This window comes from Dactylosporangium sp. CA-052675, assembly GCF_050947935.1.
Lineage (GTDB): Bacteria > Actinomycetota > Actinomycetes > Mycobacteriales > Micromonosporaceae > Dactylosporangium.
This window is the reverse complement of the sequence record NZ_CP192010.1, coordinates 567,060-593,937: the sequence shown is the minus strand read 5'-3', so window position 1 is coordinate 593,937 and position 26,878 is coordinate 567,060. Positions and strand designations below refer to the sequence as shown.

General features: G+C 73.4%; 19 protein-coding genes, 1 tRNA gene and 1 pseudogene. 13 read left to right on the top strand and 8 right to left on the bottom strand.

Annotated elements, in window-relative coordinates:
- The first annotated feature begins 10 nt into the window (after positions 1–10).
- From ACQP1P_RS02655 to ACQP1P_RS02630, 6 genes are all read left to right on the top strand, one after another.
- Positions 11–814, top strand: a complete 804-nt coding sequence (locus ACQP1P_RS02655; RefSeq protein ID WP_433082761.1) for a TIGR03084 family metal-binding protein — start codon at positions 11–13, stop codon at positions 812–814.
- Complete coding sequence (locus ACQP1P_RS02650; RefSeq protein ID WP_433082759.1) at positions 811–2,478, top strand: acyclic terpene utilization AtuA family protein; 1,668 nt, start codon at positions 811–813, stop codon at positions 2,476–2,478. Before ACQP1P_RS02655 ends, ACQP1P_RS02650 begins: the two co-directional genes overlap by 4 nt.
- Before the next feature lie 150 nt (positions 2,479–2,628).
- The gene (locus tag ACQP1P_RS02645; protein WP_433082757.1) at positions 2,629–3,735 is read left to right on the top strand and encodes an acyl-CoA dehydrogenase family protein; all 1,107 of its coding nucleotides are present in this window, start codon (positions 2,629–2,631) and stop codon (positions 3,733–3,735) included.
- Between the two features lie 5 nt (positions 3,736–3,740).
- On the top strand, positions 3,741–5,318 hold the full coding sequence (locus tag ACQP1P_RS02640; protein WP_433082755.1) for an acyl-CoA carboxylase subunit beta: 1,578 nt from the start codon (positions 3,741–3,743) through the stop codon (positions 5,316–5,318).
- 10 nt (positions 5,319–5,328) lie between these two features.
- On the top strand, positions 5,329–7,350 hold the full coding sequence (locus ACQP1P_RS02635) for a biotin carboxylase N-terminal domain-containing protein (protein ID WP_433082753.1): 2,022 nt from the start codon (positions 5,329–5,331) through the stop codon (positions 7,348–7,350).
- Positions 7,351–7,365: 15 nt separating this feature from the next.
- Positions 7,366–8,526, top strand: coding sequence for an acyl-CoA dehydrogenase family protein (locus ACQP1P_RS02630; RefSeq protein WP_433082751.1), 1,161 nt, complete (start codon positions 7,366–7,368; stop codon positions 8,524–8,526).
- A 563-nt stretch (positions 8,527–9,089) separates the two neighbouring features.
- On the opposite strand, the gene ACQP1P_RS02625 is transcribed toward ACQP1P_RS02630, so the two are convergent.
- From ACQP1P_RS02625 to ACQP1P_RS02605, 5 genes are all read right to left on the bottom strand, one after another.
- Positions 9,090–10,820 carry a serine/threonine-protein kinase gene (locus ACQP1P_RS02625; protein ID WP_433089786.1) on the bottom strand — a complete coding sequence of 577 codons (1,731 nt, stop codon included), beginning with the start codon at positions 10,818–10,820 and terminating at the stop codon, positions 9,090–9,092.
- A gap of 86 nt (positions 10,821–10,906) precedes the next feature.
- On the bottom strand, positions 10,907–14,443 hold the full coding sequence (locus ACQP1P_RS02620) for an adenylate/guanylate cyclase domain-containing protein (RefSeq protein WP_433082749.1): 3,537 nt from the start codon (positions 14,441–14,443) through the stop codon (positions 10,907–10,909).
- An 87-nt stretch (positions 14,444–14,530) separates the two neighbouring features.
- Complete coding sequence (locus ACQP1P_RS02615; RefSeq protein WP_433082747.1) at positions 14,531–15,316, bottom strand: MBL fold metallo-hydrolase; 786 nt, start codon at positions 15,314–15,316, stop codon at positions 14,531–14,533.
- Between the two features lie 102 nt (positions 15,317–15,418).
- On the bottom strand, positions 15,419–15,877 hold the full coding sequence (locus ACQP1P_RS02610) for a RidA family protein (RefSeq protein ID WP_433082745.1): 459 nt from the start codon (positions 15,875–15,877) through the stop codon (positions 15,419–15,421).
- Position 15,878: 1 nt separating this feature from the next.
- Positions 15,879–16,037, bottom strand: coding sequence for a hypothetical protein (locus ACQP1P_RS02605; RefSeq protein ID WP_190251269.1), 159 nt, complete (start codon positions 16,035–16,037; stop codon positions 15,879–15,881).
- 216 nt (positions 16,038–16,253) lie between these two features.
- On the opposite strand from ACQP1P_RS02605, the gene ACQP1P_RS02600 reads away from it, so the two are divergent.
- Genes ACQP1P_RS02600 through ACQP1P_RS02590 form a run of 3 tightly spaced genes read left to right on the top strand, consistent with a single transcriptional unit; the run spans position 16,254 to position 19,198 of the window.
- On the top strand, positions 16,254–17,015 hold the full coding sequence (locus ACQP1P_RS02600) for an Rv0361 family membrane protein (RefSeq protein WP_433082743.1): 762 nt from the start codon (positions 16,254–16,256) through the stop codon (positions 17,013–17,015).
- Positions 17,016–17,046: 31 nt separating this feature from the next.
- The gene (locus ACQP1P_RS02595) at positions 17,047–18,024 is read left to right on the top strand and encodes an ArsA-related P-loop ATPase (RefSeq protein WP_433082741.1); all 978 of its coding nucleotides are present in this window, start codon (positions 17,047–17,049) and stop codon (positions 18,022–18,024) included.
- Between the two features lie 28 nt (positions 18,025–18,052).
- Positions 18,053–19,198, top strand: coding sequence for an ArsA family ATPase (locus ACQP1P_RS02590; protein ID WP_433082739.1), 1,146 nt, complete (start codon positions 18,053–18,055; stop codon positions 19,196–19,198).
- Between the two features lie 60 nt (positions 19,199–19,258).
- On the opposite strand, the gene ACQP1P_RS02585 is transcribed toward ACQP1P_RS02590, so the two are convergent.
- The gene (locus ACQP1P_RS02585) at positions 19,259–19,570 is read right to left on the bottom strand and encodes a WhiB family transcriptional regulator (RefSeq protein WP_350612388.1); all 312 of its coding nucleotides are present in this window, start codon (positions 19,568–19,570) and stop codon (positions 19,259–19,261) included.
- A gap of 433 nt (positions 19,571–20,003) precedes the next feature.
- On the opposite strand from ACQP1P_RS02585, the gene ACQP1P_RS02580 reads away from it, so the two are divergent.
- Positions 20,004–22,454, top strand: coding sequence for a transglycosylase domain-containing protein (locus ACQP1P_RS02580; RefSeq protein ID WP_433089784.1), 2,451 nt, complete (start codon positions 20,004–20,006; stop codon positions 22,452–22,454).
- Positions 22,455–22,514: 60 nt separating this feature from the next.
- Here the strand turns inward: ACQP1P_RS02580 and ACQP1P_RS02575 are convergent, their stop codons facing one another.
- On the bottom strand, positions 22,515–22,967 hold the full coding sequence (locus ACQP1P_RS02575) for a GatB/YqeY domain-containing protein (protein WP_433082736.1): 453 nt from the start codon (positions 22,965–22,967) through the stop codon (positions 22,515–22,517).
- Positions 22,968–23,031: 64 nt separating this feature from the next.
- Between ACQP1P_RS02575 and ACQP1P_RS02570 the strand changes: the two genes are divergently transcribed.
- The 3 genes from ACQP1P_RS02570 to ACQP1P_RS02560 all read left to right on the top strand — a co-directional run bounded on the left by ACQP1P_RS02570 (position 23,032) and on the right by ACQP1P_RS02560 (position 25,237).
- Positions 23,032–23,925, top strand: a complete 894-nt coding sequence (locus ACQP1P_RS02570) for a metallophosphoesterase (protein ID WP_433082734.1) — start codon at positions 23,032–23,034, stop codon at positions 23,923–23,925.
- Complete coding sequence (locus ACQP1P_RS02565; RefSeq protein WP_433082732.1) at positions 23,922–25,079, top strand: alpha/beta hydrolase family protein; 1,158 nt, start codon at positions 23,922–23,924, stop codon at positions 25,077–25,079. The genes ACQP1P_RS02570 and ACQP1P_RS02565 overlap by 4 nt, the downstream gene beginning before the upstream one ends.
- 84 nt (positions 25,080–25,163) lie before the next feature.
- A tRNA-Pro gene (locus ACQP1P_RS02560) sits at positions 25,164–25,237 on the top strand.
- 32 nt (positions 25,238–25,269) lie between these two features.
- Here ACQP1P_RS02560 and ACQP1P_RS02555 read toward each other — a convergent pair.
- Positions 25,270–26,804, bottom strand: a pseudogene (locus tag ACQP1P_RS02555) (LacI family DNA-binding transcriptional regulator).
- Between the last annotated feature and the right edge of the window lie 74 nt (positions 26,805–26,878).

Genomic DNA, 26,878 nt, shown 5'->3' with positions numbered 1-26,878 from the left:
AGGCGCGACGATGCAGCTCGACGAGGTGCTGCGAGACCTGGCGGCGGAGTCGGAGGCGCTCGACCGGCTGGTCGGCGGCCTCGAGCCGCAGCAGTGGAGCCATCCGACGCCCGCGCCCGGCTGGAGCGTGGCGCACCAGATCGCGCACCTGCACTGGACGGACGAGGTGGCCACGCTGGCCAACGCGGACCCGGACGGCTTCTCCGCCCGGTTGTCGGAGTCGCTGGACGACCCGCTGACCTTCGTGGATCGGGCCGCGGCCGCGGGCGTCGCGCCGCCGGACGAGCTGCTGGCGCGCTGGCGGGCGGGGCGCGCGGCGCTGGCCGAGGCGCTGCGACAGGTACCCCCTGGAGAGCGACGGCCCTGGTTCGGCCCGGCGATGTCGCCCGTCTCGTGCGCGACGGCGCGAATCATGGAGACCTGGGCGCACGGGCGCGACATCGCCGAGACGTTCCCGGACGACGAGCGCGCGCGGGAGCATCTGCGCCCCACCGAGCGGCTGCGGCACGTCGCCTTCATCGGGTACCGGACGATCGGCCACGGCTTCGAAAGCCACGGGCAACCGGCCCCGCCGGCCCCCTTCCGCGTGGAGCTGAGCCTCGGCGACGACCTGGTGACCTTCGGGCCGGAGGCGTCCGGCGATCGCGTGACGGGCCCGATCCTCGACTTCTGCCTGCTGGTGACTCAGCGGCGGCACCCGGCCGACCTGGCGCTGCAGGCCACCGGCGACCACGCGGCCGCGTGGCTCGGCGTGGCGCAGGCGTTCGCGGGCCCGCCCGGGGCCAAGCGCGAGCCGCGGGCGAGGACCCGATGACGCTGCGGATCGGCAACGCGTCCGGGTTCTACGGCGACCGGGCCACGGCCTGGCGCGAGATGCTCGACGGCGGCGAGCTCGACGTGCTCACCGGCGACTACCTGGCCGAGCTCACGATGCTCATCCTCGGCCGGGACCGGCTCAAGGACCCGGCGACCGGATACGCCAAGACGTTTCTGCGCCAGTTGGAGTCCGTGATCGGTACCGCCCGGGAGCGCGGCGTCCGCCTGGTGACCAACGCCGGCGGGCTGAACCCGGCCGGGCTCGCCGACGCCGTGCGGGCCCTCGCCGCGCGGCTCGGTCTGGACGTGGCCGTCGCGCACGTGGAGGGCGACGGCGTGAGGGCCCTGGTGCCGGGCCTCACGGCGAACGCGTACCTCGGCGCCTTCGGCATCGCGGAGTGCCTGAACGCGGGCGCGGACATCGTGGTCACCGGCCGGGTCACCGACGCCTCGCTCGTCGTCGGCCCCGGCATCGCCCGCTTCGGCTGGACCCGCGACGACCTCGACGCGCTCGCGGGGGCCACCGTCGCCGGGCACGTGCTGGAGTGCGGGGCCCAGGCGACGGGCGGCAACTACGCGTTCTTCACCGAGCTGCCCGACCGCGCCCGCCGCCCCGGCTTCCCGCTTGCCGAACTGCACGCCGACGGCTCCGCGGTGATCACCAAGCACCCGGGCACCGGCGGGGCGGTGACGGTGGAGACGGTGACCGCGCAGCTGCTCTACGAGATCGGCGCGCCCGCGTACGCCGGGCCCGACGTGGTCGCCGACTTCGCCTCCATCCGCCTGGCCGCCGACGGGCCGGACCGGGTGCGCGTCTCGGGCGTCCGCGGCGCCCCGCCGCCGCCCGCGCTGAAGGTCGGCGTCAACTCGCTGGGCGGCCTGCGCAACGCGATGACGTTCGTGCTGTGCGGCCTCGACATCGAGTCCAAGGCCGAGCTGGTGCGCGCCCAGCTCACCGACGCCCTCGGCCCCGACGGCCTGGAGTTCGTCCTGGCCCGCACCGACCGCCCGGACGCCGATTCGGAGGCGGCCGCCAGCGCCCTGCTGACCGTGTCGATCAGGGACTCCGATCCGAAGCGGGCCGGGCGCACCTTCTCCCAGGCCGCGGTGGAGCTTGCCCTCGCCTCCTACCCCGGGCTGGCGCTGACCGCCCCGCCCGGCGACGCCACCCCGTTCGGCGTGTTCACCGGGCACTTCCTCCCGCAGGAGGCGGTCGCGCACGTGGCCGTCCTGCCCGACGGCACCCGCCGCACGATCCAGCCGCCCGCCACGACGGAACCTCTCGCAATCGCCGTCACTTCGCCGGGCTCGCAGCAGCCGCCGCCGCCAGGCGTGGCGGTCCCGCTGGGCACGGTGTTCGGGGCCCGCAGCGGGGACAAGGGCGGCGACGCGAACATCGGCGTCTGGGCCCGGGCCGAGCCCGCCTACGCGTGGCTGCGCGAGCACCTGACCGCCGACCGGCTCCGGGAGCTGCTGCCCGAGGCGCGGCCGCTGCCGATCGAGCGGTACGAGCTGCCGAACCTCCTCGCCGTCAACTTCGTCGTGCGGGGCATCCTCGGCGAGGGGGTCGCGGCCAGCACCCGCTTCGACCCCCAGGGCAAGGCCCTCGGCGAGTGGCTGCGCTCCCGGGTCGTCGAGCTGCCCCCGGAGCTGTTGCCGTGACCGGTCCGGAGCGAAGCGGAGGGGCCGGTCACCAGGGGGCACAGCCCGACGGTCAGGCGGCCGACGAGCGCAGCGAGGAGGCGGCATGACCGTTCCGGAGCGAAGCGAAGGGGCGGCACGGGCCGCCGGCGAGCGGAGCGAGGAGGCGGCATGACGGACCCCTTCGAGACCGAGGAGCGGCGGCGGCTGCGCGAGCTGACCCGCGCCTTCGTCACCCGCGAGGTGCTCCCCCACCTCGACGCCTGGGAACGCGCCGGCGAGGTGCCCCGCGCCCTGCACCGGCGGGCCGCCGAGCTGGGGCTGCTCGGCATCGGCTTCCCCGAGGAGGCCGGCGGCTCCGGCGGCGACCTCGTCGACACCGTCGTGGTCACCGAGGAGCTGATCCAGGCCGGCGGTTCGTCGGGGCTCGTGGCCGCGCTGTTCACGCACGGCATCGCGCTGCCGCACATCGTCGCGACCGGGCGGGCGGAGCTGATCGAGCGGTTCGCGCGCCCGACGCTCGCCGGGGAGCGGATCGGCTGCCTGGCCGTCACCGAGCCCGACGGCGGCTCCGACGTGGCCGGCATCCGCACGCGGGCGGACGACCGCGGCGATCACTACGTCGTCAACGGTACGAAGACGTTCATCACCAGCGGGGCGCGGGCCGACTTCGCCACCGTGGCCGTGCGGACCGGCGAGGGCCTGCGCCTCCTCGTGGCCGAGGACTTCACGCTCACCCGAAGGCTGGACAAGATGGGCTGGCACTGCTCGGACACCGCGGAGCTGTCCTTCGTGGACGCGCGGGTGCCCAAGGACCACGTCGTGGGCGGGTTCGCCGAGCTCATGGACCACTTCGCGACCGAGCGGATCTCGCTCGCGGTGCAGTCCTACGCCACCGCCCAGCGCTGCCTCGACCTGACGCTGGCCTGGGTGCGCGACCGGCACACCTTCGGCCGCCCGCTGGCGAGCCGGCAGCTCGTGCGGCACCGGCTCGCCGAGATGGCGCGGCTGGTCGCGGTGGCCCGCACATACGTACGCCACGTCGCCGTCCGTGTCGCAAGCGGCGAGCGGCTCGTTACGGAGGTGGCGATGGCGAAGAACACCGCGGTCGCGACCTGCGACCACGTCGTCGATCAGGCCGTGCAGCTCCACGGCGGCCTGGGCTACGTCCGCGACGCCGAGGTCGAGCGCCACTACCGCGACGCTCGGATCATGGGCATCGGCGGCGGGACCACGGAGATCATGAACGAGATCATCGCGAAGCAGTTGGGGGTCTGAGGGCCATGCCAGTGTTGACGAGCAATCTCGACCCGCGCGGGACCGTCTATTCGGAGAACCGCGCGGCGATGCTGGAGCGCCTGACCGAGCTGGATTCGGCGCTGCGCCAGGCGCGCGCCGGCGGGGGCGACAAGTACATGGCGCGCCACCACGCGCGGGGCAAGCTGCTGCCGCGCGAGCGCATCGAGCTGCTGGTGGACCGCGACTCGCCGTTCCTGGAGATCTGCCCGGTCGCGGCCTGGGGCACCGACTACCCGATCGGCGCCAGCGTGGTGGCCGGCATCGGGATCGTCGAGAACGTGCCCTGCGTGATCGTGGCCAACGACCCGACGGTGCGCGGCGGCGCGGTCAACCCGTTCTCGCTGAAGAAGACCCAGCGGGCCTCGCAGATCGCGCGGGAGAACCGGCTGCCGCTGATCAACCTGGTCGAGTCGGGCGGGGCGGACCTGCCGCAGCAGGCCGAGATCTTCATCCCGGGCGGCGCGGCGTTCCGCGACCTGACCCGGCTCTCGGCGGCGCAGATCCCCACGGTCGCGGTGGTCTTCGGCAACGCGACGGCCGGCGGGGCGTACGTCCCCGGCATGTCCGACTACACGATCTTCGTGCGCGACCGGGCCAAGGTGTTCCTGGCCGGGCCGCCGCTGGTGAAGATGGCCACCGGCGAGACGGTCGACGACGAGACGCTGGGCGGCGCCGCGATGCACGGCACGCGCTCGGGCCTGGCCGACTTCGTGGCCGAGGACGAGCGCGACGGCCTGCGGCTGGCCCGCGCCTGCGTGCGCAACTTCGGCCGCACGGCCACCCGCACCTACGGCGCGGAGCCGAAGTACGACGCCGACGACCTGCTGGGCATCCCGAGCGCAGACCTGCGGGTGCCGTTCGACCCGCGGGAGATCCTGGCCCGGGTGCTCGACGGCAGCGAGTTCGACGAGTTCAAGCCCGCCTACGGCCCGGCCCTGTGCACCGGCTGGGGCGCGATCCACGGCCACCGCGTCGGCGTGCTGGCCAACGTGCGCGGCGTGCTGTTCTCGGCCGAGGCGCAGAAGGCGGCCCAGTTCATCCAGCTCGCGAACGCGAGCGGCACCCCGCTGATCTTCCTGCAGAACACGACCGGCTACATGGTCGGCAGCGAGTACGAGCAGGGCGGCATCATCAAGCACGGCGCGCTCATGATCAACGCGGTGGCCAACTCGCGGGTGCCGCACCTGACCGTCAACATCGGCGCCTCCTACGGCGCCGGCAACTACGGCATGTGCGGCCGCGCGTTCGAGCCCCGGTTCCTGTTCACCTGGCCGAACGCGAAGTCCGCGGTCATGGGCCCGCAGCAGCTGGCCGGCGTGCTGTCGATCGTGGCCCGGCAGGCGGCCGAGGCCAAGGGCCACGCCTACGACGAGGAGCAGGACCGCACGATGCGGTTCATGGTCGAGCACAAGGTCGAGCAGGAGTCGGCGGCGCTGTTCCTCTCCGGCCGCCTGTACGACGACGGCGTGATCGACCCACGCGACACCCGCACCGTCCTGGGCATGTGCCTGGCGCTCGTCGGCACCGGCGACCGCGCGAACTTCGGCGTATTCCGGCATTAGGGGAGCGACAGTGATCAGAAGGCTGCTGGTAGCCAACCGCGGCGAGATCGCCCGCCGGGTGTTCGCCACCTGCCGGGCGACGGGGATCGAGACGGTCGCCGTCTACTCCGACGCCGATGCCGACTCGCCCCACGTGGCCGAGGCGGACTACGCCGTCCACCTGCCCGGGAACTCGCCGAGCGCCACGTACCTGCGCGGCGATCTGCTCATCGCGGCCGCGCGCAAGTGCGGGGCGGATGCGGTACACCCGGGCTATGGCTTTCTGTCGGAGAACGCCGAGTTCGCCCGCACGGTCATCGACGCCGGCCTGACGTGGGTCGGCCCGTCGCCCAAGGCCATCGCGATGATGGGCTCGAAGCTGGAGGCGAAGGCGCTGCTGGCCGAGGCCGGGGTGCCGATGCTGCCCACCGCCGTCGAGCCCGAGGACGTCGACTCCTTCCCGGTGCTCGTCAAGGCGTCCGCGGGCGGGGGCGGGCGGGGCATGCGCATCGTGCGCGACCGCGAATCGCTCGCCGAGGCCGTGGCCGCCGCCCGGCACGAGGCCGCCTCGGCGTTCGGCGACGGGACGGTGTTCTGCGAGCGGTACGTCGAGCGCGCCCGCCACATCGAGGTCCAGATCATGGCCGACTCGCACGGCAACGTGGTCCCCCTCGGCGAGCGCGAGTGCTCGATCCAGCGGCGGCACCAGAAGATCGTCGAGGAGACGCCGTCGCCGGCGGTCGACCCGCAGCTGCGCGAGCGGCTCTGCCAGGCGGCGATCGCGGCCGCCCGGGCCGTGTCCTACGTCGGCGCCGGCACCGTGGAGTTCCTGCTCGCGCCGAACGGCGAGTTCTTCTTCCTGGAGATGAACACGCGGCTGCAGGTCGAGCACCCGGTGACCGAGTGCGTGATCGGCGTCGACATGGTCCGCCTCCAGCTCGTCGTGGCCGAGGGTGGCCCGCTGCCGTTCAACGGCCCGCCGCCGCTGCGCGGGCACGCGATCGAGGTCCGGCTCTACGCCGAGGACCCCGCGTACGCCTGGATGCCCTCGACCGGCACCCTGCACCGCTTCGAGGTCGCCGGGGTCACGCACGCGTTCGGCCCGCTGCCCGCGCCCGGGCTCCGGCTGGACTCGGGCGTCGCCGACGGCTCGGTCATCGGCGTGCACTACGACCCGATGCTGGCCAAGCTCATCGCCTGGGCGCCGACCCGCGCCGAGGCCGCGCGCATGCTCGGCGGGGCCCTGGCCCGGGCGCACATCCACGGCGTGACCACGAACCGGGACCTGCTCGTGCGGGTGCTGCGGCACTCGGCGTTCCTGTCCGGCGGTACCGACACCGGCTTTCTGGATCGTCACCCCGAGGTCTTCGCGCCGCTGCTGTCCTCGGTCGACGCGGTGCGCCTGTCCTGTCTCGCCGCCGCGCTCGCGGGGGCCGCGCGGCGGGCCAAGACCGCGCTCCTGCCGGGGCTGCCCTCCGGCTGGCGCAACGTGCCCAGCGCGCTGCAGACGGTGGTGTACGAGGGCCCGACCGGCACGATCGAGGTCGGCTACCGGCTCGACCGGGCCAACGACCTCGCGGCCTGGGCGGTGCGCCGCATCGACCCCGAGGACATCGGCCTGCCCGGCGCCGCGCTCGACCCCGCCGGCGCGCCCGACCACCCGCCGGCGGCGATCCTCTCCGCCACCGGCGAGCGGGTCGTGCTCGACGTCGGCGGGGTGCGGCTGCAGTTCTCGGTGCACGAGGTCGACGGGGTGTCCTTCGTGGACAGTTCCGAGGGCTCGGTGACGCTGAGCGAGCTGCCGCGCTTCCCGCTGCCCTCGGCCGACCAGCCGGACGGCTCGCTGGTCGCGCCGCTGCCGGGCGCGGTCGGCCGGGTGCTCGTGGTGCCCGGCCAGCGGGTCGCGGCCGGCGACCTGCTGCTGACGGTGGAGGCGATGAAGCTCGAGCACCCCGTGCACGCCCCCACCGACGGCGTCATCAGCGACCTGCGGGTCGCGGCCGGCTCGCAGGTCGAGTCCGGCGCACTGCTGGCGGTGCTGTCCCCCTCATAGCCCTTGGAGTTTTGCGTGGACTTCGACTACACCCCTCAACAGCAGGACCTGCGCGACGCGGTGGCCAAGCTGGGCAAGCGCTTCGGCCACGAGTACTTCGTGCGCAAGGCCAAGGCCGGCGAGCACTCCGACGAGCTCTGGCAGGAGGCGGCCAAGCTCGGGTACCTCGGCGTCAGCGTGCCCGAGCGCTACGACGGCGGGGGCGGCGGCATCACCGAGCTCGCGATCGTCTGCGAGGAACTGGCCGCGGCCGGCTGCCCGCTGCTGCTGCTCGTCGTCTCCCCCGCGATCGCCGCGACGATCATCGCCAAGCACGGCACCGAGACCCAGCGGCAGAACCTGCTGCCCGGCTTCGCGTCCGGCACCCTCAAGGTCTGCTTCGCCATCACCGAGCCGGACGCGGGCTCCAACTTCCACAAGCTCACGACGGTCGCCCGGCCCTTCGAGGGGGGTTACTCCCTGACCGGCCGGAAGGTGTACATCTCCGGCGTCGACGAATCCGACAAGATCATGGTCGTGGCCCGCCTGGAGGACGAGCGCACCGGCAGGCTGAAGCCCGCGATCTTCGTGGTGCCGTCCACCGCTCCCGGACTGACCGCGACGAAGATCGACATGGAGATCGTCAGCCCGGAGAACCAGTTCCAGCTGTACCTCGACGACGTGCGCGTCCCCGCCGAGGCGCTCGTGGGCGAGGATCCCGAGGCGGGCCTTCCCGCGCTGTTCTCCGGCCTCAACCCCGAGCGCATCACCGTGGCGGCGATGGCGTGCGGGACCGCGCGGTACGCCCTCGAGCGCGCCTCCGCCTACACCGCCACCCGCGCGGTGTGGGGCCGGCCGATCGGCAGCCACCAGGGCGTCGCGCACCCGCTGGCGCACGCGTACATCCAGGTCGAGCTCGCCCGGCTCATGGTGGCGAAGGCCGCGACCCTCTACGACGCGGGTCGCGACCTCGAGGCCGGGGTGGCGGCGAACATGGCCAAGTACGCCGCCGCCGAGGCCGCCGCGCTCGCGGTCGACACGGCGATCCAGTCGCTGGGCGGGAACGGGATGACGACCGAGTACGGCGTCTCGACCCTGCTCGGAGCCGTGCGCGCGGGCCGGATCGCGCCCGTGTCGCGGGAGATGATCCTGAACTTCGTTTCGCAGCATCTGCTGGGGCAGGAGAAGTCGTACTGACGACACCACCCGGGGCGTGACGGGCCGATGCGCGCCCGCCACTCCCCGGTCGGCATCTCACCCGCCCCGCTCCGCGAACACCGGCGCGTTCCACCGTCGACGGCTCAACGCGAACCCGGCGTTGCGACACGGCCCGGCGCGGCCCGGCGGCCCGGCGAGGTAGCGGTGCGGCCAGCGCGGTCCGGTGAGCGCCCGGCGGCGCGGCCCGGCGCGGTGCGGTGCGCCCAGCGCGGCGCGGCCCGGCGGGCGCTCGGCGGTGCGGCCATCGCGGTCCGGTGGGCGCCCAGCGGCGCGGCCCGGCGCGGTGCGGTGCGGTGCGCCCAGCGCGGCGCGGCCCGGCGGGCGCTCGGCGGTGCGGCCATCGCGGTCCGGTGGGCGCCCAGCGGCGCGGCCCGGCGCGGTGCGGTGCGCCCAGCGCGGCGCGGCCCGGCGGGCGCTCGGCGGTGCGGCCATCGCGGTCCGGTGGGCGCCCAGCGGCGCGGCCCGGCGCGGTGCGGTGCGCCCAGCGCGGCGCGGCCCGGCGGGCGCTCGGCGGTGCGGCCCGAGTCGGCGATGGGCGCGTGCTAGCGGCTCTTGTGCAGCTGGTCGCCGGTCATCGCATTGTCCCCGCGGCCGGCCAGGCACCGGAACGTCGTCGGGCCGGCCTGCTGCTCGGCCGTGCTCGGCAGCATGACCGATATCTCCCAGTTGGCCGCGCCGATGTTCACCGCCACCAGGGTGTTGAGGCTGCACACGCCGGCCACGGCCGGGTCCTTGCGGCTGGTCACCTTGCTGCCGGCGGGCAGGTCGCCGTAGGCGAACGCCTCCCACGTGTGCACCCCGTCGCACGAGGTCACCGTGAGCTTGGCGTCGAAGCACTCCGGGATGCTCGAGCAGTGTGCCTCGGTGGCGGCGACCGGGCCGCAGGCGGTGGTGGGCGGCGCGGCGAGCACCGAGGCGGAGGGGGTCGGGCCCGGGGAGCCGTCGCCGAAGCCGTACGCCAGGGCGACACCCACCAGCGCCGCCACCGCCACCAGTCCGACGGTCACGCCGACCCACAGGCCGCGCCGGCTCCCCGCCGGGGGCCTCACCGGCGCGACGAACGGGTCCGAGGGCGGCGCGGCCGGCGGCCCCGAATCCCCGGCCGCGGCCACGCCACCCGAGCCGGAGCCGAAGACCCCACCCCCGGAGCCGAACCCGCCGGCCCCCGAACCAGACAGCGAGCCGGAGCCGAACGCGCCCGCACCGGAGCCCGAAGACGGGGCCGCGCCCGCGCCGGAGCTCAAAGCGGCAGAGCCGGAGCCCGAAGCGGCAGAGCCGGAGCGGTGCAGGGGGTCGGTCGCGGGCTCCTCGGGGCCGGCCTCGTGCGGCACGGTCTGCTCCGGGTCGCGCGGGAAGCCGCCCAGGAACGGCGAGTCCAGCAGGCGGTCCGCGGGCGGCGGCGGAGGCGTGGGCGGCAGCGGCGGCGAGGTGTAGACGGGCTCGACCGGCGGGGAGCCGAGCGGGGGCACGATCACCGGCGGGGTGGGCGCGAGCTGCAGGGCGATCAGGGCGTCGCGCAGCTGCAGGGCCGTCGGGCGGCGGGTGTCGTCGTTGGCCATGCCCGCGCGCAGGATCGCCATCAGCTCCGGCGGGCAGCCGGGCAGGTCGGGGATGTTCTCGTTGAACATGTCGACCAGCGAGAGCAGGCTCGGCATCTGGTCCTCGCGCCAGCGGGGCGGGCGGCCGCGCATCAGGGCATAGAGGGTGGCGCAGAGCGCGTAGACGTCGGCGGCGGGGCCGGGCGGGGCGTGGCGGAAGGTCTCGGGCGGGGCGTAGGCGGGCGTGAGCACGTCGAGGGTGATCGACACGTCGCGCCACTCGGCGAGGATGGCCAGGCCGAAGTCGGCGAGGGCGGGCTCGCCGAAGCGGCTGAAGAGGATGTTGGCGGGCTTGACGTCGCGGTGCAGGACGCCCAGGGAGTGCGCGTCGGCGAGGGCGTCGGCGATCTTGAAGCCGACCTCGCGGACCTCGGCCGCGCTCAGCGGGGCGGAGCGCATGCGCTCGGCGTAGGAGCCGTCGCAGAGCTCCATGATCAGGTAGGGGTGACCGTCGCCGGTGATGCCCGCGTCGAAGAGGTCGACCACGTGCGGGTGGCTGGACATGCGGCCGGCCGCGCGCGCCTCGCGCATGAAGCGGCGGCGGTCGCGCTCGGTCTCCAGGGTGCGGTTCTCGACCTTGACGGCGACGTCACGCCCGACCGACTCCTGCTGGGCCCGGTAGACGGTGGCATATCCGCCACGGGCCAGCACCGAGAACCCGGTCAGGCCGGGCACCGAGGGGAGCGGAGCCGATGCGGTCACGGTAAGACGGTACGGCAGGGGTATGACAGTTCTCCGTCACGCATCGGCCACAGCCGACTTCAGGGCTCGGCCACCGCCGGAACGGAGTCGTTCGCGCACGCTCGGTTGGCTTCGAGGGCCTCGGCCAGTACGGCCGCCGCATAATCGCGACCGCGGACGTCCTCGCCCGCGGCGCCCTGGGCCTGCCGCGCCCAGTCCAGCGCCTCGGCGTTGCGCCCGGCCGCCAGCAGGGCCGCGGCGTAGGCGGCGATGGCCTGGCGGCGCGAGAAGATCACCGAGGGGCCGGGCCGCTCCGCGGCGACGCAGCCCAGCGTCTCCAGCGCCGTGGGCAGGTCGCCCTGGGCCAGGCGGGCCAGGCCGAAGAGCACCCGCGGCCCGACCTTGGCCGGCTCCAGCACGTCGTGGGTCTCGACGACCTGCAGGACCGCCCGCGCGTCGGCCTCGGCCGCGACGGGGTCGCCGCGGTCCAGCGACACGAAGCCGCGCATCGTGCGCGACATGCCCAGCAGCAGCGGGTGCCCAGTCTTCTCGCCCCATTCGGTGGCGTCGCTGAGCAGGTCGTACGCGTGCGCCGGCTCCGAAAGCTCGCGCGCGACCACGCCGCGCACGACCAGCGCCAGGCCGCGGCCCCAGTCGTCGCCGGCCGCGGCGAACTCGCGGTAGGCCCGCCGCGCCTCCCGGTCGGCCTCGGCGAGGTCGCCGCTCTCGGCCGCCGCGAACGCCTCGACCGCGCGCAGGGTGCCGACCGCCCAGGCGTCGCCGACGCGCTCGCCGAACGGCAGGAACGCCTTGGCCAGCCGCCGCGCCTCGCCGAGCCGGCCCGCGAGCAGCCGCACGAACGCCGTGGTGCCCCGCAGCCAGGCCCGCCCGACCGGGTCGCCGAGCTCGGCGAAGCGGCGGGCGGCCCGCCCGAGCGCCGCGTCGGCGCCGGCGAAGTCGCCGCGGGTGGTGGTGACCCAGGCCAGGTGCTGCAGCGACCACGCCTGGGCGCGCCGGTCGCCGGCGGTGACCGCGATCTGGAACGACTCGGCGAAGCGGCCCCCGGCCTCGGCCAGGCGCCCCTCGAGGAAGTCGGCCATGCCGAGGCGGCGCATGGCGTCACCGCGCTCGTACGTCAGATGCGCCGCCGTCGCCGCGTCGAGCGCCTCGGACAGCGTGCCGTAGCTGCGCCGGTGATCGCCCATGGCCCGGTAGGCCCGCCCGGCCACGAGCAGCGCGCCCACCCGCACGGCCGCGTCGTCGCCCGCGTTCGCCGTGATCTTCTCGGCGTACCCCAGCGCCTCCGCCGACCGCCCGAGCTGCAACAGCGCCCGGGCGTGCACGAGCCGGTCGGCCGCGGGCAGCGCGCCGCCGCCGAGCACCGCGGCCCGGTCGGCGGCCTGTGCGGCCTGGGCCGGCTCGCCGGAGGCCAGCGCCGCCCGCGCGGCGCGGCCCAGCGCCTGCACGCCCAGCGGCGCGGCGGAGCGGGCGAGCGAGTCCGGCCGCAGCCCGACGACGTCGGCGAGGCGGCTGGCCCGCTCGGCGTGCTCGGCGATGAACGCGTCGGCGGAGCCGAGGGTCAGGTTGAGACCCGCGACGTTGCCGGTGCCGCCGGCGGCCAGGAAGCTCGTGACGGCCGCGGCCGCCCAGCGGGAGAGCGCGGCGTGCCGCTCGGCCAGGTCGGCCTTGCCGATGCCCGCGTAGGCGGCCTCGCGCAGCAGCGGGGTGGCGAAGGCGAACCCGCCCCGCCCCCGGCGCAGCATGCGCCGCTGCAGCAGCTCCTCCACGGCCCGCTCCAGCTCGACCGCGGCCACGACCGCGGGCCGGGCCGGCTGGCCGGGCGGGTTGAACCGCAGCGCCTCCAGCGCCCGGGCGGGCACGGTGTCGCCGATGACGGCGGCGTCGCGCAGCACGGCCCGGGTGTCGGCGGGCAGCGCGTCGATGCGGGCCGCGAGCACGGCGGCGAGGTCGCGGGAGAGCAGGCGGCCGCCGAGCGAGCCGGGCGCGAGCCGCCAGCCGGGCGGGTCGGTGCCGGCGACGGTGGTGAGCGCGCCCCGCTCCTGCAGCAGGGTGACGAGCTCGGCGAGGTAGAACGGGTTGCCCTGGGCGGTCGCGAGGAGCCGGTCCTCGTCGGCCGGGGCGAGCCGCCCGCCCCCGAGATAGGCCGTCAGCAGCCGGGCGGCGTCCGCGCCCCGAAGCGGCGGGATCGGTACGACCTCGGCATCCGCGATCCGGGTCAGCACCCCGGCCGAGCGCACCAGCTCGGGCCGGCCGAGCAGCACGATGAGCACCGGGCCCTCGAGCCGCTCGATGGTGGCCCCGAGCGCGTCCAGCGTCTCGGCGGTCGCGTCGTGCAGGTCGTCGACGATCACCACGAGCGGCGTCTCGGCGGCCAGCCCCGACAGCAGCTCGGCCACGGCGGCCGGCACGGCGTCGAGGTCCAGCTCGTCGGCCTTGCCGCCGGGCGCCACCCACGCGGTGTCGCCGACGGCCTCGGTGTAGCCGATCAGGCTCAGCAGCAGGTCGCTGGCGAACCGCGGCGGCTCCGGGCGCCCCCGCGCGGCCCGGGCCAGGCGCTGGGCGAGCCGGCGCAGCCGCTCCTCGACCGCCTCGCGGGTCAGCGCGGCGTCGGGGGGCAGGCCGATCGCGGCGCGCACGAGGTCGGCCAGCGGGGCCAGGCGCCGCCGCTCGCCGAACGCGGCGCAGTGCACGGAGAGCACGCGGGCGCCGCCGCCCGGGGCGAACCCGGCGCTCGGGGTGTAGCCGGCGCCGCCGAGGTATCCGGCGGCGAAGCGCTCGATCTCGCCGGCCAGCCGCGTCTTGCCCAGGCCCGCCTCGCCGGTGAAGACCAGCACCCGCGACTCCTGGCGGTCCGCGATCTCGGCGAGGCGGCCCGAGACGCGGCCGAGCTCGGGCTCGCGGCCCACGAACGGCGCCTCGTCGCCGAGGCCGGAGCGGGTGCCGGGCGCGTCGAGCAGGCCGAGCAGCTCGTAGGCCTCGACCGGCTCCCGCTTGCCCTTGAGCCGCAGCGGGCGCAGCGCCCGCCAGGAGGCCAGGCGGCGGGTGGAGCTCGAGGTGCGGTCGCCCGCGTACACCGCGCCGATCGCGGCCGCGTCGGCGAGCCGGGCGGCGGTGTTCACGGTGTCGCCGATGACCGTGTATTCGATGCCGGCCTGCACGCCCGCGACGACCGGCCCGGTGTTGAGGCCGATGCGCAGGCCGAGCGGGGCGCCGCCGCCGCGCTCGTCGTCGAGGACCCGGCGGACCGCCCGCTGCATCGACAGCGCGGCGCGCACGGCCCGCTCGGCGTCGTCCTCGTGCGCGACCGGCGCGCCGAACACGGCCATGATCCCGTCGCCGGTGAGCTTGTCGACGTGCCCGCCGAAGGTCTTCACGGCGCCGGCGAGCGCGGCGAGCACCCGGTCGGTGACGGCGCCGACGCGCTCCGGGTCGAGATCCTCCGACCAGGCGGTGAAGTCCGAGAGGTCACCGAAGAGGACGGTGACGATGCGCCGCTCGGCCGCCGGCAGGGTGGCGGCCGCGGGCAGCGCGGAGCCGCAGTGGTGGCAGAACCGCGCACCGGGCACGGCCACGGTCCCGCACACCGAACAGGTCACGCCGTCACCTCCGCCGCGCTCCGGTGCCGCCGCGACCCCCGGGCCGAGTTTGCCGGTGAGCGGCTCCTCCGCCTCGCTGCGGACCGCTCACGTTGCATCCAAACCATCAGGGGCCGGGTGTGATTCCCGTCGCAGAAAATCGAGCTGGGCGCGCACGCTCATCTCGGCGGCGAACCAGAGCGAGCGGTCCACGTCGGCGTACACCTTCGCCACGACCTCGGGCGCGTCCGTCGCGCCGGCCGCCACCGCCGCCCGCACCTGCTCCAGCCGCGACTCGCGGTGCCGGCGGTAAAATCGGGCCGCGATCCCGGTGTCGTGCAGGGCCGGGCCGTGCCCGGGCAGCGCGGGGCGCCCGTCGAGCGCGGCCAGGCGGCCGAGGCTGTCCAGGTAGTCGCCGAGATCCCCGTCGGGCCAGGCCACGACGGTGGTGCCGCGGCCGAGGATGGTGTCGCCGGTCAGGACGATCTCCTCGCCGCCCAGCCGCACCACGAAGCACACCGAGTCCTTCGTGTGCCCGGGGGTGGCCAGCGGCTCGACGGTGAGGCCGTCGGCGTCGAGGTGCTCGAGCACCGGCGGGTGGTACACCCGCGCCCCGGTGAGCTCGGCCAGCCGCTCGACACCCTCGGTGTGGTCGATGTGGCCGTGGGTGAGCACGATGGCGGCGACGGGCGCGTGCGCGGCGACGGCCCGCAGGTGCCCGTCGTCGAGCGGGCCCGGGTCGACCACGACGCTGCCGCCGCCGGGGGCGCGCAGCAGCCAGGTGTTGGTGCCGTCGAGCGTCATCGGGCCCGGGTTGGGCGCGCGGACGAGCGTCACCCAGTCGGGCAACGCGTCGAGCACTTCGGCGGCAGGGGTGGTGACGTGGCTTACCACGAAAGTGATCCTACGGCGGGGTACTTCGCCTCACACGTCACCCGACCGGCCAGTAGCCGACCCCGCGAGCGGTGCGCCACGGGGTCGGCCGGCCATCCGGCGTCAGGCCACCTCGAGGATCGCCTCGACCTCGACGGGCGCGTTCAGCGGCAGTGCCGAGACCCCCACGGCGCTGCGTGCGTGCTTCCCGGCGTCGCCGAACACCTCGCCGAGCAGCTCGGAGGCGCCGTTGACGACGCCGGGCTGCCCGGTGAAGCCCGGCGCCGAGGCGACGAACCCGACGATCTTCACGACCCGCACGACGCTGCCGAGGCCGACGAGGGCCTCCACCGCCGCGAGGACGTTGATGGCGCAGGTGCGGGCGAGGTCCTTGGCCTGCTCCGGGGTGACCTCGGCGCCGACGAGCCCGGTGGCGGACAGGGCCCCGTCGACCATGGGCAGCTGGCCCGAGACGTACACGTGGTCGCCCGTGCGCACGGCGGGGACGTATGCGGCGACGGGCGGTACGACCGCAGGAACGGTGATCCCGAGCTCGGCCAGGCGGGCGTGGACGTCACCCATGTCAGCCGGCCTTCGGGCGCTTGAAGTAGGCGACCAGGTTCTCCGGGTTGGGGCCGGGCACGATCGCCACCAGCTCCCAGCCCTCCTCGCCGAAGTTGTCGAGGATCATCTTCGTGTTGTGGACCAGCAGCGGTGCGGTCAGGTACTCCCATTTCTGCATGTGGGGACAGTAACGCCGGGCCGTGCGGGTCTGTCGGGCACAGCCTGATATCAGGACCCCCCACGGGTGGCCCCATGACGCTACTGTGAGGGCCGCCGTCGTGAGTGCCGCACAAAGGTGGGAGAAATGACGCAACCGCCCCCATACCCGGGCCAGCCGGAGTATCCGGGTCAGCCCGGACAACCCGGGCAGCCGGGTTGGCCGCCGCCTCCGCCGGTGCAGGACCCGTTCGCGCAGCCGCAGCCCGAGCAGTACACGGTGCAGCCGCCGAACCCCGACCCGTACGCACCGCCCACCTCGGCCCCGCCGATCTCCGGGCAGCCCTATGCCCAGCCGCCCTACCCGCCGACCGGCCCGATGCCGGCCACTGGCGCGTTCGGGCCGCCCACGGGGCCGTTCGCGCCGCCCACCGGCCAGTTCCCGACCGGGCCGACGGCCCCGGTCAGCGGGGTGCCGCAGCCGGGCATGGCGCCGCCGTTCTCCGGTCCGCCGGCCCAGGGCTATCCGGTCTACCCGCAGCAGGCGCCGGTCAAGAAGAAGCGCGGCCTGATGATCACGCTGATCATCCTGGGCGTCGTGATCGTGCTGTGCGGCGGTGGCGGCGCCGCGGCCTACTTCGTGGTCCAGAACAACCAGGGCACGGGCGCGCCGACGGCCTCCGAGGCGGTCAACAGCTTCCTCACCGCGGTGTACAAGAACAAGAGCGTCGACGACGCGCTCAAGTACGTCTGCTCCTCCTCCCGCGACAAGGGGAAGCTGACCGCGCGCATCCAGGAGATCCGCACCTACGACGCGAGCCTCAGCAGCCCGACGTACACCTGGCCGGCCCCGACGGTCGAGAAGCAGAGCGGCGACGAGGCGACGCTCACGACCACGGTGAAGGTGACCACCAGCGACGAGAAGGTCGCGGAGACGAAGTACCGGTACGTCACCTCGCACGGCAAGGGCTGGTTCGTGTGCGAGATCACCGCCGCGTGACGACGGGCCTCGACCAGGTAGCGTCGGGGGTGTGACGGCGCGCGAGTCTTCTGACGGGCGGGGCGGCTACGGCTGGCCCGCCCGTCTGCATGTGGTCACCGGCAAGGGCGGCACCGGCAAGACGACCGTGGCCGGCGCCCTCGCGCTGGCGCTGGCCCGCGACGGGAAACGGACCCTGCTGATCGAGGTCGAGGCGCGGCAGGGCATCGCGCAGCTCTTCGACCGCGACCCGCTGCCCTACCGCGAGGTGCGCATCGCCTCGGCCCGCGGCGGCGGGGAGGTGCGGGCGCTGGCGGTCGACGCCGAAGAGGCGCTGCTGGAGTACCTCGAGATGTTCTACCGCCTCGGCGTCGCCGGACGGGCCCTGCGCAAGGTCGGCGCCGTCGACTTCGCCACCACGGTCGCACCGGGCCTGCGCGACGTGCTGCTGACCGGCAAGATCAAGGAGGCGGTCACGCGCACCGCCGACGGTCGCCGGGCCTACGACGCCGTCGTGCTCGACGCGCCGCCGACCGGGCGGGTGGGCCGGTTCCTCAACGTGACGGCCGAGACGGCGCGGCTGGCCAAGGTCGGGCCGATCAAGACCCAGAGCGAGGGCGTCGCGGCCATCCTGCGCTCGCCGATGACCGCCGTGCACGTCGTCACCCTCCTGGAGGAGATGCCGGTCCAGGAGACCGCGGACGCGATCGAGGAGCTGACCCGGCTGGGCATCCCGATCGGCACCGTGATCGTCAACGCCACCCGCCCGCCGGCGCTGGCCGGGGTGAAGGTCACCCAGGCCGACCTGCGCCGGGGCCTGGCCGCGGCCGGCGTGACGGCCGACAAGGAGCTGCTGGGCGGGCTGGCCGGGGAGGCGCGGGCCTACCAGACCAAGGTCGCCGCCGAGTCCTCTCTGCGCGCCGAGCTGCTCGGGCTCGGCCGTCCGGTGGTCGAGCTGCCGGTGCTGCCCGAAGGTGTGACGGTGGCGACCCTCGAGTCGCTCGGTGATCTGCTCCTCACGTCTGCTTGAGGATGCTCGCAGCGGATACGCTCGCAGGGTGCCTCCCACTGCCGAGACGCCCGGGTCGCCCGACCTGGATCTTGATGCGATCCTCGCCGACCGCGCGATCCGGATCGTGGTCTGCTGCGGCTCGGGCGGAGTCGGAAAGACGACAACGGCCGCGGCCCTGGCGCTGCGAGCGGCCGAGGAGCACGGTCGCCGCACGGTCGTGCTGACCATCGACCCGGCTCGGCGGCTGGCCCAGGCGCTCGGCCTGACCGAGCTGGACAACACGCCCCGCCAGGTCAAGGGCCTGCAGCCGGACTCGGCCGAGCTGCAGGCCATGATGCTGGACATGAAGCGGACCTTCGACGAGGTCGTGCTCGCGCACACCGACCCGAAGAAGGCCGAGGAGATCTTCGCCAACCCCTTCTACCAGGCCATGAGCTCGACGTTCTCGGGCACGCAGGAGTACATGGCGATGGAGAAGCTGGGCCAGCTGCGCGCCCGCGACGAGTGGGACCTCATCGTGGTCGACACCCCGCCGTCGCGCTCGGCGCTGGACTTCCTCGACGCGCCGGCCCGGCTGTCGCGGTTCCTCGACGGCAAGATGCTGCGCCTGCTGCTCGCGCCCGCCCGCACCGGCGGCCGCAGCGTGTTCAACCTGGTCTCGGCCTCGTTCGGGCTGTTCAGCCGCACCGTGCAGAAGATCCTCGGCGCCCAGCTGCTGACCGACCTGTCGGGCTTCGTCGGCGCCCTGGACTCGATGTTCGGCGGTTTCCGGGAGCGCGCCGAGCAGACGTACCGCGTGCTGCAGGCCCCCGAGACGGCGTTCCTGGTCGTGGCGGTGCCCGAGCCCGACGCCGTGCGCGAGGCGGTCTACTTCGCCGGTCGCCTGGGCGCGGACCGGATGCCGCTGGCGGGCCTGGTGCTCAACCGGGTCGTGCCGGTCGCGGCGCCGGCACTGTCCTCCGCCGACGCCCGGGCGGCCGCGGAGCGTCTCGACGACCTCGGCGGCCACCAGGCGACGGCGGACGTGCTGCGGGTGCACGCGGAACTGGCCGATCTGCACGATCGGCAGGCGGCGGTCTCCGGCCGGTTCCTGCGCGCCCACCCCGGCGTGCCGGTCGTCCGCGTGCCCGCACAGCCCGCCGACGTCCATGACCTCGACGGGCTGCGCGCGATCGGCGCGACCTTCGCGTAGAGCGCGATCGACCCGGCCCTCGTATGCGGCCCGGCCCTCGGATGAGGCAGGCGGCTGCGATCAGCCGGTCGGCACCAGCTCCTTGGCGTCCTTGCTGGTGCTGTTGCGGTCCATGGCCGCTTCGAACATCTTGCGCCAGCTCGGCACCTGCGGGTGGCGGCGCAGCAGGGCGCGGCGCTCGCGCTCGGTCATGCCTCCCCACACCCCGAACTCGATCCGGTTGTCGAGGGCGTCCGCCAGGCACTCGTACCGCACGGGGCAGCTCCGGCAGATCCGCTTCGCCACGTTCTGCTCGGCACCCTGGACGAACAAGGCGTCCGGGTCGCCATTGCGACACGCGGCGATGCTGGGCCAGTCGACGACCATGCTCATATTTCCTCTTCCCCCCTTGGACTCCCCCCGGGTCCATCCGCCGTGCTTGCCCCGGCGAAAAGCGCCCAAACCACGTCCCCCCATGGCATTCGGGTGCAGTTCGCCGGATTGCCCGGCGCGACAGCAGGGTCCCCGGCCACGGGAACCCCGAGAGGAGCTTTCCGGAACATCATGCTCTGTAGTCGTCCAGTTACGCAACGTTGTTGCACCAGGTTAACCGGCCTTTCGCGTTCCACCAAAGGGCCGATCCGTGCTACCACTCGGCCACTACCGGGTGTGATTTGCCCAAAATGCCGACGGCCCCCGTGCGGCTTGCCGCAGAATCGGAACTGGGTCAACCTCACGCTCGACGTGACGCGTCTAGGACAACGAGGACGCCTGCATCTGGACGCGGCCTCATGACGTCGTCACGTAGTCTGAGGCGGTGACCTGGATGCGCAAACGCGAGCACGGCCTGCTGCCCAACGCGGCTTCGTTGCTGCTGTGTGGGCTCTTGGCGGGGCTCGTGGTCGCTGCGGCGGCTTTCCCCGCGGTGGCCATGTCCGGACTGGCCGCGAAGGCCGGCTCGGACACGTTCGAAAACCTGCCGACCGACATCGACGTGCTGCCGTCGCCGCAGATCTCCTACGTGTTCGCCGCGGACGGCAAGACGCTGCTGGCGATGATGTACGACGAGAACCGCCGCGACGTGAAGATCGACGACGTCGCCCAGGTCATGCAGCAGGCGATGGTCGCGGCCGAGGACAACCGGTTCTACGAGCACCGCGGCGTGGACGTGAAGGGTGTGGCCCGCGCGTTCGTGGCCAACCAGAACGCCGGCGGGCAGACCGAGCAGGGCGCCTCGACGCTGACGATGCAGTACGTGCGGCAGGCCATCGCCTACTCGGCGCGCACGCCGCAGGAGGTCGTCGACGCGACCGACAAGACCCCGACGCGCAAGCTGCGCGAGATGAAGTACGCGATCGACCTCGAGAAGAAGCTCTCCAAGAAGGAGATCCTCGAGCGGTACCTGAACATCGCGCCCTTCGGCCACGGCGCCTACGGTGTGTACGCGGCCGCGCACGTGTACTTCGAGAAGGACCCCAAGGACCTCACGCTCCCCGAGGCCGCGCTCATCGCCGGCCTCGTGAAGGCGCCCGGCACCAACGACCCGGCCACGGCCGAGGGCCTGCCGCGGGCGATGGACCGGCAGAAGTACGTGCTGAACCAGATGGTCTCGATGGGCTACATCGACCGGGCCACGGCCGACGCCGCCGGCAAGGAGAAGCTCAACATCATCGGCAAGCGGACCCCCGAGGGCTGCGAGTCGATCCAGCGCCCCGAGCTCGGCGCCGGCTTCTTCTGCGACTACCTGCGGCGCTGGTGGATCGGGCAGAAGGTATTCGGCGAGGACGAGTACCAGCGCGCCAACCGGCTGCGGGCCGGCGGCTACACGGTCGTCTCCTCGCTCGACGTCCAGACGCAGACGGCGGCCTTCAAGTACGCGCAGGACCAGCCCTACGTCTCCAAGGACCAGAAGATCACCATGGGCCAGTCCAACGCGCTGATGCTCGCGGCGGTCCAGCCCGGCACCGGCCGCGTCACCGCCCTGGCCACCAACCGCAACTTCAGCAACGACCAGACCAACAACGGCAAGAACACCAACCCGGACAAGAAGAACCAGAAGGGCAACTACCCCAACACCACGGTGCCGATCATCACGGGCGACAAGGACATCCCCGGCTACCAGGCCGGCTCCGCCTTCAAGATCTTCACCGCGGTCGCCGCCCTCGAGTCCGGGCTGCCGCTGGCCACCACGATCCAGACCGAGAAGCAGTTCGTCTCGGACTTCCCGATCGACCCGAAGAGCCCGGCCGCCTGCAACGGCCCGCACTACTGCCCGAAGAACTCCGGCGGCCAGTCCGGCCCCTACAACATGTGGACCGGCTTCGGCAGCTCCATCAACACGTTCTTCGTGCCGCTGGAGCAGCAGGTCGGCGTCGACCACGTGGTCGACGTGGCCAAGCGGCTCGGCATCCAGTTCAACGCCCCGAACGACGCCCAGCTCGCGGCCAACCCCAAGCAGTGGGGCGCCTTCACCCTCGGCGTCTCGGCCACGACCCCGCTGCAGCTGGCCAACGCCTACGGCACCCTCGCCGCGGACGGCCTCTACTGCGAGCCGACCCCGATCCTCGAGGTCAAGGACAACAGCGGCAAGAAGGTCGACGGGCTCGACCCGAAGTGCAAGCAGGCCGTCGACCCCGAGGTCGCCCGCGCGGCCGTCGACATGGCCCGCTGCCCGGTCGGCGACCAGTCCGCGACCGGCAAGTGCGCCGGCGCCACCGCCGGCTACTCCCGCGACTTCGTGAAGCGGCCGATCGCCGGCAAGACGGGCACGACGGACTCCGAGAAGAGCGCCACGTTCACCGTCATGACCAAGCAGCTCGCGGTGTCCGCGTTCCTGACCGACCCGGACTGGCCCGAGACCAACAAGGACATGAAGCACCCGCCGACCAACTACGCCGCGCTGGGCGTGCTCCGCGACGGCCTGGCCGGGCAGCCCGTCGTGCAGTTCACCCCGCCGACGAAGGACCGCTCGCAGGGCAAGCTGGTCGACATCCCGTCGGTCAAGTGCCTCTCCGTCGACCAGGCGCGCGCGAAGATCAAGAATGCGGGCTTCTCGGTCTCGGTCGCGTCCGGCCAGGTCGCCTCGCAGTGCCCGGCCGGCACCGTGGACCGCACCAACCCGTCCGGCTCGACGGCCAAGGGCAGCTCGGTCCAGCTCGTCGTGAGCAAGGGCCCGGGCGCGCCGGCCCCGCCGTACCTCGGCGGCGACAACAACAACGGGGTGCCCAACGGCGACGTGCCGGACACCGACATGTGCCCGATCCCGTGGGTGTGCTGATCACCTGATCGCATGAACAAAGGCGGGCGCCCCTCTCCCGGGGCGCCCGCCTTTGTTCACTCAGTTGGACGTCAACTGCGCCTTGACGATCGCGGCCACCCGGCCGCCCTCGGCGCGACCGGCGACCGCCGCCTGCGCGGCCTTCATCGCCGGACCCATCTGCTGCGGACCGGCGAACCCGCCGGCCGCGAGGGCCTCGCGCACGATGTCGCCGAGCTCGTCGTCCGAGAGCTGCTTCGGCAGGTACCCCGCGATGACCTCCTCCTCGGCGCGCTCCTTCGCGGCCTGGGCCTCGCGCCCGGCCCCGGCGAACGCCTCCGCGGCCTCGCGGCGCTTCTTGGCCTCCTTGGTGAGCACCGACAGGATCTCGTCGTCGGAGAGCTCACGGGCGGACTTCCCGGCGACCTCCGCGTTGCGCACCGCGGCGATCGCCATCCGCAGGGTCGACGTCACCAGCTCGTCGCGAGCCTTCATGGCGTCGTGCAGGTCGGACTCCAGGCGTGCCTTCAACATGAGAAAAGTCTATCCGTCGGATCTTGCTCATATTCTGTTGTAAGCGCGCCGGTAGGCTGAGTAAATGCGCTCGAAGACCGTTCTGCGACTCGCGGCGGGCACCGTCGCCGCCGGGGCCGCCACCTTTGCCTACGCCTCGCTCGTCGAGCGCAACATGTTCACCCTGCGCCGCTTCGACGTGCCGGTGCTCGCCCCCGACGCCGAGCCGCTGCGGGTGCTGCACATCAGCGACCTGCACATGACCCCGGGCCAGCACCGCAAGCAGCGCTGGGTGGCCGAGCTGGCCGGCACCGACCCGGACCTGGTCATCGTGACCGGCGACAACATGGCCCACGTGGACGCCGTGCCCGGCGTGGTCCGCGCGCTCACCCCGCTGCTGGACCGGCCCGGCGCGTTCGTCTTCGGCTCCAACGACTACAACGGCCCCGTGTTCAAGAACCCGCTGGGGTACTTCAACAAGCACAAGCCCTACGTCCAGGGCGCCGCGCTGCCCGCCGAGGAGCTGCGCGACCTGCTGGCCGGCTCCGGCTGGGCCGACCTGAACAACGCGCGCACCACGATCAAGGCGGGCGGCCGCACGATCGAGCTCGTCGGCGTCGACGACCCGCACGTCGGCCGCGACGACTACGACGCCGTCGCCGGCCCGGCCTCGCCCGACGTGGACCTGCGCATCGGGCTGACCCACTCCCCCGAGCCGCGCATCCTCGACCGCATGGCCGACGACGGCTTCGACCTGCTGCTGGCCGGGCACACGCACGGCGGGCAGGTCGCGGTGCCGTTCTACGGTGCCCTGGTCACCAACTGCGGCCTCGACCGGAGCATGGCCAAGGGGCTGCACCGATGGCCTTATTCCGAGTCGTACCTGCACGTCTCGGCCGGCCTCGGCACGCACCCGACCGCGCCGATCCGCTTCGCCTGCCCGCCCGAGGCGACGATCCTGACCCTCATCCCGCGGTGACCGCCGAGCCTGCGGCGCCGGTGCGGAAATGGCCGCGGCGCGCCGCGTATGCGGGCATCGCCGGGGCCGCCGGGCTCGCGGTGCTCCTGCCCACGGGCACCGCCGGGGCGGGCTGGTTCCTGGCCGGCCACGTGCTCAACGTCAACGGCCCGCGGGTGTACCCCGTGCGCGTCCGCGCCTGCGCGGGCAACCGGATCACGCTGACCCGCACCCCCGACACGGCGCGGAGCATCCCGCTGTCGTTCGTCTGGGCCGCGGGGCACGCGATCCTCGGGGACGTCATCTCCGTCGAGCGGGCCACCGTGACCCGCGAGATCGCCGAGGTCACGCGGGGTTCGCTGACGACGGGCGTGCGCGGGTACACCTCGAGCTACGTCTTCGAGGGGGATCCGTGGACGGCCCGCGGCCTGCCCTTCGACGAGGTGGTCGTGCCGGGCGAGCTCGGCCCGCTGCCCGCGTGGCTCGTCCCGCCCACGACGGAGCGGGTGGACGACACGTGGATCATCGCGGTGCACGGCCGCGGCGCCCCGCGCGGCGAGGCCCTGCGCGTCCTGCCCACGCTCGCCGCCTCGGGCCGCCACACGCTCGTGGTGTCGTACCGCAACGACACCGACGCCCCGCCCTCGTACGACCGCCGCTTCCACCTCGGCCACACCGAGTGGCGTGACGTGCGGTCCGCGATCGACTACGCACGGTCGGCGGGCGCCCGCAACGTGATCCTCATGGGCTGGTCAATGGGCGGCGCGGCGATCCTGAACCTGCTGCGCGAGTGGGACCACGACGGCTACCTGCGCGCCCTGGTGCTGGACTGCCCGGTGGTCGACTGGGTCGAGACCCTGCGCATGAACGCCCGCCAGCTCAACGTGCCACCGGTGTGGACCTGGACCGCGCTGCGGCTCATCCAGCACCGCCTGGGCGTGCGCGGAGCCGACCTGGACTACCGCCCGCTCGCGACCCGGCTCGACGTGCCGACGCTGCTCTACGTGGACCACGACGACCGCACCGTGGCGCCCGCCCCGACCATCGAGTTCGCCCAAGCCGCGTCGCGCCACGTCACCCTGGTCGAGACACGTGAGGCGGGTCACTGCCGGAGCTGGAACCTGGACCCGGAGGCGTACGAGAAGCGCCTCGCGGACTTCCTGCGCTCGGTGTAGCCGCAGCTCAGGGCCCGTTCGCCCGACACGGGGGATACCGAGTTGGGGATGCGGCGGGCGTGGGCTACGATTACTCGGCACGCTCGGGGTATAGCGCAGCTTGGTAGCGCGCTTCGTTCGGGACGAAGAGGCCGTCGGTTCAAATCCGGCTACCCCGACTTCGTGAAACACCAGGCCAGGGCCGGTTTCCTCACACTGAGGGACCGGCCCTGAGTCGTCTCTTGATCTCCGTTGGGAGAAATTTGGGAGAAGATCTTGGCCTGAGCATCTCGTCGAGGACGTTCACCGGCGAGTTTGGGCTCATCTCTCCTCTTGTGTTGATCGCCGCCGTCCAGAGGTCCGTCAGACCGTCGGTGAGCCGCCGCCGCATCTCCGGGGTGGTGTGGGAGTAGCGAGCCTGCACCGAGCCGTCCAGGTGGCCGAGTTGCTCGTCCATGAGCACAGGCGGGGTGCCCAGCTCGATCATCATCGTCTTGTAGGTGTGCCGGAGCCCGTGAGGCGTCAACCCGGGCGCGATCGGCACCCAGCAGGCATCAGCCCGACCGGCGGCGTTGCGACCCCGCACCGGGATGCCCGGCCACGGCTCGCCGAGGATTGGGACCGGGCGAGAATTCTTCCCCGGATACCGACCCGTCGCCGCCGGCTGAAACAACCACGTCGCGAACCCCGTCCGGCGCCAGTGGGCCGCGACCGTTCCCGTGACCCCGCCCCGGACGTAGCCGAGATCCGCGATGGCCGCTGCGACCTTCTCCCGGGTCGCCGCCGCCACGCTGTCCCGCTCGTTCAGCACTGCCGAAACAGTTCCCGTCGACACGCCGGCCCGCCGAGCCACGTCCACGAGCTTCGGCCCCACCTCCCGGACGGCTCCATTTGCCGAACGATGCCCGGAGAACACGTACGCCCGGCCATGGCAGGCGCACAACCTTGCCGACTGTGCGCGGAGCAGCCCGGTCAGCCAATCCGGGACGACCGCCGTCCGCCGGGAGTCGTCCTTCGGTGGGCAGCGGTGCATCTCACCCGAGTCCAGTTCGTAGAGCTGCCACTCGATCCGCACCTCACCCGGCCGGATGAATTCCTTCTCCAGGCCCACGAGCTCACCCCAACGCATCCCGGTGAAGCCGAGCGTGACCAGCGCCGTGAACTCGTCATCCCGCCCGGACAACAGCGCTGCACGCTCAGCCATCAGCAGGACACCGAGCGCGGTCGTGATCGCCTTCTCCGGCCCGCGGCTCCGCGACCGCCCGACCCGTTTACCCCTCCCCCGCCGCTTCGTGGCCGGGTTCGACGGGATCAGCCCCTCGTCCACGGCATCGGCGAGGAGCAGATGCAGCGTCCCCCGCCACGTCTTCACGCTGGCATCCGCGTAGCCGGCGGCCCGCTCACTCTTCGCCCACGCGTCGACGTCAGCGGACGAGATCGAGCCCAACTCCCGATCCTCGAAGGTCGGCAGCAAGTGCTCCTCGATGTGGCGGCGGTAGTTCTGCATGGTCGACGCGGCCAGGTCCTGCCGCTCGTACCAGACGTTGGCCCAGTTGCCGAAACGCATCCGACCCGGTGTCGTCGTCGGGCGGCCCTTGATTTCGGCCTCGTCGGCCGCCTTCTTCGCCTCCCGCTTCGTCCGGAACTCGACCTTGACGCCGGTCGAGTCCTGCACGGTGCCGTACTTGCCGGTTCGATCTTGTACCGAGCCCGCCAGTACGACCCTCGTTTCTCGGCGTAGCCCACATCTCTCCCTCCTTGCTCAGGCCGCTCGTCGTGGTCGCCGCGCCTGGAGCGGCCCGGTCATCACGGACGGCACG